This window comes from Myxococcus sp. AB036A (assembly GCF_006547355.1).
Classification (GTDB): domain Bacteria; phylum Myxococcota; class Myxococcia; order Myxococcales; family Myxococcaceae; genus Myxococcus; species Myxococcus virescens.
Window position 1 is genome coordinate 77,221 of the sequence record NZ_VHLC01000029.1, and the last position, 10,073, is coordinate 87,293.

Annotated in this window: 6 protein-coding genes; all 6 read left to right on the forward strand. The window is 72.3% G+C overall.

Annotated features, from left to right (window positions below; all coding sequences use genetic code 11):
• Positions 1-30 precede the first annotated feature (30 nt).
• Complete coding sequence (locus tag FL344_RS14700; RefSeq protein WP_228565057.1) at positions 31-1,239, forward strand: TolC family protein; 1,209 nt, start codon at positions 31-33, stop codon at positions 1,237-1,239.
• Positions 1,236-2,345, forward strand: coding sequence for an efflux RND transporter periplasmic adaptor subunit (locus FL344_RS14705; RefSeq protein WP_141618975.1), 1,110 nt, complete (start codon positions 1,236-1,238; stop codon positions 2,343-2,345). Before FL344_RS14700 ends, FL344_RS14705 begins: the two co-directional genes overlap by 4 nt.
• Positions 2,342-5,431, forward strand: coding sequence for an efflux RND transporter permease subunit (locus tag FL344_RS14710; protein WP_141618976.1), 3,090 nt, complete (start codon positions 2,342-2,344; stop codon positions 5,429-5,431). The genes FL344_RS14705 and FL344_RS14710 overlap by 4 nt, the downstream gene beginning before the upstream one ends.
• Before the next feature lie 22 nt (positions 5,432-5,453).
• Positions 5,454-6,134 carry a response regulator transcription factor gene (locus FL344_RS14715; protein WP_011553483.1) on the forward strand — a complete coding sequence of 227 codons (681 nt, stop codon included), beginning with the start codon at positions 5,454-5,456 and terminating at the stop codon, positions 6,132-6,134.
• Positions 6,131-7,489 (forward strand): sensor histidine kinase KdpD, encoded by a 1,359-nt coding sequence (locus FL344_RS14720; RefSeq protein ID WP_141589476.1) that lies wholly within the window; start codon positions 6,131-6,133, stop codon positions 7,487-7,489. The genes FL344_RS14715 and FL344_RS14720 overlap by 4 nt, the downstream gene beginning before the upstream one ends.
• A 117-nt stretch (positions 7,490-7,606) precedes the next feature.
• Positions 7,607-10,073: excinuclease ABC subunit UvrA (locus FL344_RS14725; RefSeq protein WP_141618978.1), on the forward strand; the 2,467-nt coding region annotated here is incomplete at its 3' end.

Consider the following 10,073-nt stretch of genomic DNA (forward strand, 5'->3'; position numbering starts at 1 on the left):
CATGCGCGCGCCCTCCCTAGGGTGCGCGGCATGTGGGTCCTTCTCGTCACACTCCTCGCCGCGGCTCCGGCGCGAGAGTCCCCTCCACTCACCTTCGCCGAGTCCCAGTCGCTGGCCGCGAAAGCCGCGCTGCCCGCGAGCCTGGCGCGCGCCGTGGAAACGCGGCGTGTGTGGGACGCGCGGCTGCCGTGGCTCGCCGCCAACCCCACGCTCAGCGTGGTGCCGGGGCGGCGCGCCCAGCCCGAGGGTCCAGGCTTCGAGCTGACGGTGTCGGTGGAGCAACCGCTCTTCCTGTCGAATCTGGCGGGGGCTCAGCGCGACGCGGCGAGCGCGGAGACCCGGGCGCTGGAGCGGGAAGCCGTGGCCGCGCTGCTGAACCGCCGGCTGGAGGTGGCGCGGGCCTGGCTGACGCTCTGGTCGGCCCAGCAGGCCGCGGCGACGGCCGAGCAGGAAGCGACGTTGGCGGGTGCGCTGCGCACCTCCGTCGCGGATGCGCTGGCGCTGGGCGGCGCCACCCGGTTGGAGCTGGCCGAAGCGGAAGGGTTCGAGGCCGAGGCCCAGTTGGCGCTCCTGGCGCGCGAGGCGGAGGTGACCCACGCGCGGCTGTCGTTGGCGGCACTGGTGGGCCGTCAGCCCGATGCGCACCTGGTGGTCGCGGAGGCACTGCCAGAAGTGGCATTGCCGCCGCCTTCCGAAGAAGCGCGGTGGCTGGCGCGCGCCTCCGAGCTTCCAGAGGCGGAGGCCCGGCGCCTGCTGGGGGTGGCGGAGCGGGCCCGCGCGGCGGAGGTCCGGGCCGCGCGGGGCTGGCAGGTGACGGTGGGCGCGCAGGGCGTGCGTGAGTACTACGGTGGGCTCAGTGGCCTGCTGATGGTGGGCGTGACGCCGCCGATGTTCGACGCGGGTCAGCGCGAGCGTGGCGCGCTCCTCGCCGCCGCTGAACGTCTGGAGGGCGAGGCCCAGGAAGCCGCGCTGCGCGCCGCCGCGGAGCTGGCCCTGGCGTTCCGTGAGCGCGAGCAGACCGCGGCGCAGCTCTCCGTCGTCGAGAAGTCCCTGGCGCCCAAGGCCGAAGAGGCCGCGCGGCTGGCCGACGTGTTACTCCGCGCGGGCCAGAGCACGCTGCCTGACGTCCTTCGCGCCCGCCGCGCCCGGGCCGCCGCCAACATCCGGCTCGCGCTCGCCCGTGGCGAAGCCTCGCTCGCCGCCGCGCGGCTCCACCTCCTGCTCTCCGCTCTGCCATGACGCCCTTCGTCCGTCGTTTCGTCGCTGTGCCGATGCTCCTCCTGTCCGGGGCGTGCACGTCCGGTTCCTCCACCGCGGAGGTTCCTCCCGCGCCGCCCCCCGCGCGCGCCTCCGCGGCTTCGGCGTGGGTGCCCGTGCGCGCGGCGTCTCGCGTGGCCCTGGCGGAGGCCCCCGCGCTGGTGCTGTCCAGCCCGGACGCCGTCGCCGCGCTCTCCGCGCCGTTCCGCGCCCGAGTGCAGCAGGTGCGCGCGCGGCTGGGTCAGCAGGTCAAGGCGGGAGACCCGCTGGTGGAGGTGCTGATGCCGGAGGTGGTGGAGGCGGCGGGTGCCGCCAGCGCCGCCTCGCTGCGGCTGGAGGCCTATTCGCGGCAGGTGGAGCGCCTGGAGGCGCTTCATGCCCAGGGCCTGGCGAAGCTGCCCGACCTGGCCGACGCCCAGACGCAACAGGCCGAGGCCCGCGCCGCCCTGGTCGCGGCGCACGCGGTGTTGCGCGTGGCGGGCATCGCTCCCGGGGAAGCCCGGGGCGTGGCGGAGCGCGGCACCGTCTGGCTCAAGAGCCCCATTGGAGGAATCGTCACCGAGGTGCGCGCGGTGCTGGGAGAGATGCAGCCCGAGGCCAGTGCCGCCTTGGTGCGGGTGGCCGCCGACGGTCCCGCGCGCCTGGAGGCCCGGCTGTCCATGCGTCCTCCCGAGGACGCCAGCTTCGCCTTCGTGTCGTCCCAGGGCATCGCTGTTCCGGTGCGGTGGGTGGGCCAGTCCCCGGTCGTGGACGCCGCGGATGGAACGTGGCGCGCGTGGTTCGAGCCGGAGGACACCGCCGCCGTGCTGCGCGCGGGGCAGGGGGGCCGGTTGCGCATCCAGGCCGCGGCGGGCGAGGACACGGTGCTGGTCCCCGCGCGCGCCCTGGCGTTCGACAGTGCGCGCACGGTCGTCTTCACGCGCGGCGGCGAGGGGCAGCCCGTGCGCCGGGAAGTGGAGGTGCTGGCCACCTCCGGCGCGGAGGCCTTGGTGAAAGGGCCGCTGTCTGCCCGGGACGCGGTCGCCGCTGACGGCGCGGCGCTGCTGTTGGAGTCTCAGGCCGGTGACGGCGATGAGGTGGCGCCGTGATTGAAGCCCTCGTGCGCTGGTCGGTGCGTCACCGGGTCTGGGTCCTGGTCCTCACGGGCGTGCTCGCGCTGGCGGGCGTCGCGGTGTCGCTCCGCCTGGAACTGGACGCGATGCCGGACATCACCACCAACCAGGTGCTCGTTCTCACGCGTGCGCCCGGCCTGACGCCCGAGGAGGTGGAGCGCCTGGTGACGCGGCCGGTGGAGGTGGCCCTGGGCGGCATGCCCGGACTCGAGGAGCAGCGCAGCCTGTCCCGCTATGGCCTTTCCTCCGTCACCGCCGTGTTCGAGGACGGCGTGGACCCGTACCGGGCCCGGCAGCAGGTGCAGGAGCGCCTCAACGTGCTCGGCTCCACGCTGCCCCCGGGCGTGGACCCACCGGAGCTGGGGCCGCTCACCGGTGGGTTGGGCGAAGTCTTCCACTTCACGCTGTCCTCGCCGGAGCGCACGGGCGCGCAGTTGCTCGAGCTGACGCAGTTTCGCGTGGCGCCCCGCCTGCGTACGGTGCCGGGCGTGGTGGAGGTCAACAGCTGGGGAGGCCACCAGCGCACGCTGGAGGTGCGCGCGGACGCGGTGCGGCTGGCCCAGCGGGGCGTGACGCTCGCGCAGTTGCGTGACGCGCTGGAGCGTGCCACCGGCAGCGCCCCGGGCGCGAGCCTTCCGGTGGGAGAGCGCCACGTCCTGATTCGCGCCGTGGCGCGGCCTCGGGCGCCGGCCGACCTGGCGGAGGCGTTGATTCCCCGGCCCGGGGCCATGGCCGTGCGCCTGGGCGACGTGGCCGAGGTCACCGAAGGCGCGCTGCCTCGCATTGGCAGCGCCACCGCCAATGGGCGCGGCGAGACGGTCTACGTCATGGTGCAGATGCTCCGGGATGCCAATGCGCTCGCCGTGACGGGCGCCATCTCCGACGCGCTCCCCGATGTGCGAGCGCTGCTGCCCGAGGACGTGCGGTTGGACGTCGTCTATGACCGCGCCACGTTGGTGCGCGGCACGGTGCGCACCGTGGGCAAGAACCTGCTGGAAGGCGGGCTGCTCGTCGTGGGCGTCCTCTTCCTGTTGCTCGGCAGCGTGCGCGCGGGCCTGCTGGTCGCTTCGGCCATTCCGTTGTCCATGCTGGGCGCGACCACCGCCATGGTGGCGCTGGACATCCCCGGCAACCTGATGAGCCTGGGAGCCATCGACTTCGGCCTGCTGGTGGATGGCGCGGTGGTGATGGTGGAGGGCCTGTTCCACCGGCTGGCGCATCTGTCGCCGGAGGAGAAAAAACGACCGCCCCGTGAGCACGTCGAGGAGACGGCCGTATCCCTGGCCCGCCCCGTCTTCTTCTCCGTGCTCATCATCCTGCTCGTGTACCTGCCCATCCTGTCCCTGCGAGGCGTGGACGGGAAGATGTTCCGGCCCATGGCGATGACCGTCGTCTTCGCGCTGGCCACCGCGCTGCTGCTGTCGTTGACCTTCATCCCCGCCGCCGCGAGTTGGCTCATCCGCCCCGAGCACGTCCCCGCGCGTGAGCCACTGCTGGTCCGCTGGTTCGAGCGTCTCTACGCCCCGGCGTTGCGTCAGAGCGTGCGCCGGCGCGTGCCCGTGGCCGCCGTGGCCGTGTTCCTGTTGGCCGTGGGTGGGTGGATCTTCGCTCGCGCGGGCACGGAGTTCACGCCGCAGTTGGACGAAGGCGACATGGTGATTCAGACCACGCGTGTCCCCGACATCAGCCTGGACGCGGCGGTGACCGAAGCGGGCCGGATGGAGCGAGTCCTGCTCGAAGCGATTCCGGAGGTCCGCCAGGTCGTCTCCCGTGTGGGCAGCCCCGCGGTGGCCACGGACATCATGGGCTTGGAGATGGCGGACGTCTTCGTGTCGTTGGCGCCGAGGGACGCGTGGCGGCCCGGGCTCACCCGTGAGTCGCTCATCGAGGAGATGGGGCAGGTGCTGGAGGCCCGGGTCCCAGGTGGAGACCCGGCCTTCACGCAGCCCATCCAGATGCGCTTCAACGAGCTGCTCGGGGGCGCGGTGACGGACGTGGCGCTCAGCATCTACGGCGAGGACCTGGCCGAACTCGGGCTCCTGGCTCGCCGGGCCGCGGCGCTGTTGAGCCAGGAACCGGGTGCGGTGGACGTGCGCGTGCTCGCTCCGCCGGAGGTGCCGCTCCTCGAGGTGACGCCTCGCCCGCTCGATTCGGCCCGCGCGGGCCTGGGCGCGGTCGATGTGCTGGAGGCGGTGAGCGCGGTGCGCAGTGGCGTGGAGGTAGGCGCCACCTGGGATGGGGCGGCGCGCGTGCCCATCGTCCTGCGGTTGACGGGCGCGTCCGATGCCTTCTCCCTGGCCGAGCTGCCCCTCCCCACGGAGACGGGGGGCCTGGTGCCGCTCTCCCGCGTGGCGGACGTGCGGTTGACCTCTTCGCCCGGGCTGGTGAGCCGGGAAGGGGGCCAGCGCCGGCTGGTGGTGGGCTTCAACGTGCGAGGCGCGGACCTGGGGACGGTGGTGGAGCGGGCACGGAGCCGCGTGGAGCAGTCGCTCGCTCCGCCTGATGGTTACCGGCTCGAGTGGGGCGGTCAGTACGAGACCTTGACGGAGGCACGGCAAAGGCTTTCGCTGGTGCTTCCCGCCGTGGCCCTCCTCATCTTCGCCGTGCTGCTGTTCGCCTTCCGCCGCATGCGTCCCGCTTTGGCCATCTTCGCCAACGTCCCCTTCGCGTGCGTGGGCGGGATGATGGCGCTGGCGGCCAGGGACTTGCCCGTGTCCATCTCCGCGGCGGTGGGCTTCATCGCGCTGTCCGGCATCGCGGTGCTCAACGGCGTCGTGCTGATGTCGCGCGAACAGCGGCTCGAAGCGGACGGCCATGCTCCCGGTGAGGCGGTGGTGATGGCGGCACGCGAGCGGGCCCGGCCCGTGCTGATGACGGCGCTGGTGGCGGCGCTGGGCTTCATCCCGATGATGCTCGCTCGCGGGGTAGGCGCCGAGGTGCAGCGGCCCCTGGCCACGGTGGTGGTGGGCGGGCTCGTCACCTCCACGCTGCTGACCCTGGTCATCCTCCCCACGCTCTACCCATGGTTCGCGGGTAGGACGCGCACGCAGGCGCGTGCATGATGGGGTGAAGGAGGTCGGTGCCGTGAGGCTGCTGCTGGTGGAAGACGAGGAGCGGATGGCGAACCTGCTCCGGCGGGGGCTCGGGGAAGAGGGCCACCTCGTGGACACCTGCCGCACGGCGGAGGACGCGCTCGACCAGGCAGGCGAGGTGGCCTACGACGCCATCATCCTCGACTGGGCCCTGCCCGGCATGGATGGCGTGGCGCTGCTGCGGCGCTGGCGCGAACGCGGCTTGATGACGCCGGTGCTGATGCTCACCGCCCGCGGCACGGTGGGGGAGCGGGTGACGGGCCTGCGCGCTGGCGCGGATGACTACCTGGTGAAGCCCTTTGCCTTCGAGGAACTGCTCGCGCGCCTGGAGGCGCTGCACCGCCGCTCCGAGGGCCAGACGCAGTCCTGGGGCGGAGGGGCCATTCACATCGATGCCCGGCGGCGGATGTTGACGTGTGGCGACCGTGAGGTGGCCTTGACGGGCCGCGAGTTCGCCCTGCTGGGGGAGCTGGCTTCGCGCGCGGGCGAGGTCCACACCCGCTCCAGCCTGCTGGCGAAGGTGTGGGGCCCCAGCTTCGATGGGCCTCCCAACATCGTGGACGTCTACGTGGGCTACGTGCGCACGAAGCTGACCGAGGTGGGCGCGGAAGGGGTGACCATCCAGGCGGTGCGTGGGGTGGGCTTCCGGTTGGTGATTGAGGGCGCTCGGTGAGGTTGGTCCGGCGGATGTGGCTGTGGGGCGCGGTGGTGCCCGTGGTGGCGGTGGTCGCCGCGCTGGGCGTGGCCGTCCAGGTGTTCCGCGTGGTGCTCGAGCGGACCCTGGACGAAGCCTTGCTGTCGCAAGCCGCGGCGGAGAGCGTGAGCCTCTTCGACGCCCCGGATGGGCGCCCGCATCTGCACGTGGAGCCCTCTCCGTTGGCGGGAGAGGTGCGTACCTTCGTCCCCGCGACCCGGCTCTACGGACCGGATGGGACGCTGCTCTCCGTCTTCCCGCCCGAATCACCCACCGTCTACGAACGGGTGCTGCCCGAGGACGGGCCCACGTCGCGGCTGGAGACGCAGCGCCTGGGCACGGGAATGCGGCTTCGCGTGCTGACGGTGCAGGTGCGCTCGCCGAAGGGCGTGCCTCATGTCCTGCAGTTGGTGGCGTCCCTGGGGACGGTGGACCAGGCGGTGGGCACCTTCACCTCCGTCGCCACCGTGCTGGCGCTGCTCCTGGGCGGAGTGCTGATTGGCATCCAGGGCTGGCAGGCGAGGGGGCTCGCGCGACGGCTTCACGGCATCGCGGATCAGGTGGCTCGCTCGCGCGACGGAGGCATGGTGGCCCCCGTGCCCGTGGATGAGCCCCGGGACGAAATCATGGAGGTTCGCCTGGCGCTGACCGAGGCCGCGGTGCGCGTGCGCGCGGCGCGTGAAGCGCAAGAACGCCTCATCGCGCGCGCCGCGCACGAGCTGCGCACGCCGCTGGCCCTCATGCGCACCGGCTTGGACCTGGCGCTGCGGCGCGAGCGTGGCGCGGAGGAGTTGCGCACCGTGCTGGAGGAGAACCGGCGCGAGGTGGACCGGCTGGCCAGCGTCGCCGGTGCGCTGCTGGAGCTGTCGGCGGCGGGCGGCGCCCTCGATTTGCAGCAGGGGGATTTGCGCGGGCTGCTCGACGAAGCCGCCGCGGGAGCCTGGGCGGAGGCGGACCGTCGCGGTGTGTCGCTGCGCGTGGTGGGCCCCGACGAGGCCGACTGCCGGATGGATGCGATGGCCGTTCGTCGAGCGGTGGACAACCTGCTGGCCAACGCCCTCCGCTACGCGCCTCGGGGGTCCGAGGTGCGGCTGGAGCTGGCGCACCGGGACGCGCAGTGGGAAGTCGCTGTCCAGGACGAGGGGCGCGGCATCCCGGAGACGCACCGTGAGGACGTCTTCACGCCTTTCCACCGGCTGGAGCGGGACGCGGGGGGCGTGGGGTTGGGACTCAGCCTCGTGCGCGAGGTGGCGCGGGGGCATGGTGGCGACGCGCGTGTGGTGGAGAGCCCGGGCCCGGGCGCGCGGGTGCTGCTGACACTGCCTGGCCGGTGAGCCGGGGAGCGTTCGTCGAGCCCGGGGCCGTGGCCCGTGTTCGCGCGTGTCTCCCACATCTGCCTCCGGTACAACGCCGCCGGAATTCATCCCTTCCGACAACTCAGCGTGGGGCGTATGGCCAGGGCTCGTCGTTCGAAGCAGCACCCAGATGCATCAGGTTCCGCCGAGCAGGGCTTCGTGGAGGTGCGCGGCGCCCGCCAGCACAACCTGAAGAACGTCGACGTCCGAATTCCGCGCGACGCGTTCGTCGTGTTCACCGGCGTGTCGGGCTCGGGCAAGTCGTCGCTGGCCTTCGGCACGCTCTACGCGGAAGCGCAGCGGCGGTACTTCGAATCCGTGGCCCCCTATGCGCGCCGTCTCATCGACCAGGCGGGTGTGCCGGAGGTCGACGCCATCGACGGGCTGCCCCCTGCCGTGGCGCTCCAGCAGCACCGGGGCGCGCCCACCACGCGTTCGTCCGTGGGGAGCGTCACGACGTTGGCGAACTCGTTGCGGCTGCTGTACTCGCGCGCGGGCACGTATCCACGCGGCCAGCCGCACCTGGACTCGGATGCCTTTTCCCCCAACACGCCCGCGGGCGCGTGCCCCAAGTGCCACGGGCTGGGCCGCATCTACGACGCCACCGAGAAGTCGATGGTGCCGGATGACTCGCTCACCATCCGGGAGCGGGCGATTGCCGCGTGGCCGCCCGCGTGGCACGGCCAGAACCTGCGCGACATCCTGGTGACGCTCGGCTACGACGTCGACCGGCCGTGGCGCGAGCTGCCGAAGAAGGACCGGGACTGGATTCTCTTCACGGACGAGCAGCCCACGGTGCCCGTCTACGCGGGCTTCACTCCGGCCGAGACGCAGCGGGCCCTCAAGCGCAAGGAGCCGCCCAGCTACATGGGCACCTTCACGGGCGCCCGGCGCTACGTGCTCCAGACCTTCGCCACCACGCAGAGCGCGCTGATGAAGCGGCGCGTCTCGCAGTACATGGTGAGCGGGGACTGCCCCGAATGTCACGGCAAGCGCCTGCGCCGCGAGTCCCTGTCCGTCACCTTCGCGGGGCTCGACATCGGCGAGCTGTCGCGTCTGCCGCTCAGTGAGCTCACGGCCCTGCTCGCGCCCGTGGCGGATGGGACGGCCAAGGACGTGGCGGCGCTTGCCCGTGCCCATCCGGAGAAGGCGCTGGTGGCCCAGCGCATCGCCCACGACGTGTTGGCGCGCGTCAACGTCCTGACGGAGCTGGGCCTGGGCTACCTGTCGCTCGAGCGCGGCACGCCGACGCTGTCTCCTGGCGAGCTCCAGCGCTTGCGGCTGGCCACGCAGGTGCGCTCCAACCTGTTCGGCGTGGTGTACGTGCTCGATGAGCCGTCCGCTGGGCTGCACCCCGCGGACACCGCGGCGCTGCTGAAGGCCCTGGACCAGCTCAAGGGCTCAGGCAACTCGCTGTTCGTGGTGGAGCACGAGGTGGATGTCATCCGCCACGCGGACTGGATTGTCGATGTCGGGCCCGACGCGGGTGAGCAGGGCGGGCAGATTCTCTACAGCGGTCCGCTCGAAGGCCTGCAGGCGGTGAAGGCGTCCCGGACGCGGCGCTATCTCTTCGGCGACGCGGAGAAGCACCGCGGCACGCGGCGTTCGCCCAAGGGCTGGCTGCGCCTGCAGGGCGTGTCGCGCAACAACCTGAAGGACCTGGACGTCGACTTCCCGCTGGGCGTCCTCACCACGGTGACGGGCGTCTCCGGCTCCGGGAAGTCGAGCCTCGTGAGCCAGGTCCTGGTGGAGCTGGTGGCCGGACACCTGGGCCTCGCGGTGCCGGAGAACGAGGACGAGGGAGAGGCGCTGGAGCGCACGGTCATCCACACCACCGGCGGCAGGATTGCCTCTGGCATGGAGGGCATCAAGCGCCTGGTGCAGGTGGACCAGAAGCCCATTGGCCGCACGCCGCGCTCCAACCTGGCGACGTACACGGGGCTGTTCGACAACGTCCGCAAGCTCTTCGCCGCGACGCCCGCCGCACGCTCCCGGCGTTACGACGTGGGACGCTTCTCCTTCAACGTGGCCAAGGGCCGCTGCGAGACGTGCGAAGGCGAGGGCTTCGTCAGCGTGGAGCTGCTCTTCCTGCCCAGCGTCTACGCGCCGTGCCCCACGTGTCAGGGGGCCCGCTACAACGCCAAGACGCTGGAGATTCAGTACCGGGGCAAGAACATCGCCGAGGTGCTGGGCATGACGGTGGACGCGGCCCACGACTTCTTCAGCGAGGACCCGCTGGTGCAACGGCCGCTCGCCGTCCTGCGGGAGGTGGGGTTGGGATACCTGCGGCTGGGGCAGCCCGCGACGGAGTTGTCCGGCGGCGAGGCCCAACGCATCAAGCTGGCCACGGAGCTTCAGCGGGCCCAGCGCGGCAGCTCGCTGTACGTGCTGGACGAACCCACCACGGGCCTGCACCCCTCCGACGTGGACAAGCTGATGACGCAACTGGAGGGGCTGGTGGCCTCCGGCAACACCGTCATCCTGGTCGAGCACGACATGCGCGTGGTGGCCGCGAGCGACTGGGTCATCGACATGGGCCCGGGCGCTGGGGACAAGGGCGGGC

Bases quoted from the DNA above. Each gene is read 5' to 3' on its own strand.
- FL344_RS14700 (WP_228565057.1), top strand. From the start codon at position 31: ATGTGGGTCCTTCTCGTCACACTCCTCGCCGCGGCTCCGGCGCGAGAG.
- FL344_RS14705 (WP_141618975.1), top strand. From the start codon at position 1,236: ATGACGCCCTTCGTCCGTCGTTTCGTCGCTGTGCCGATGCTCCTCCTG.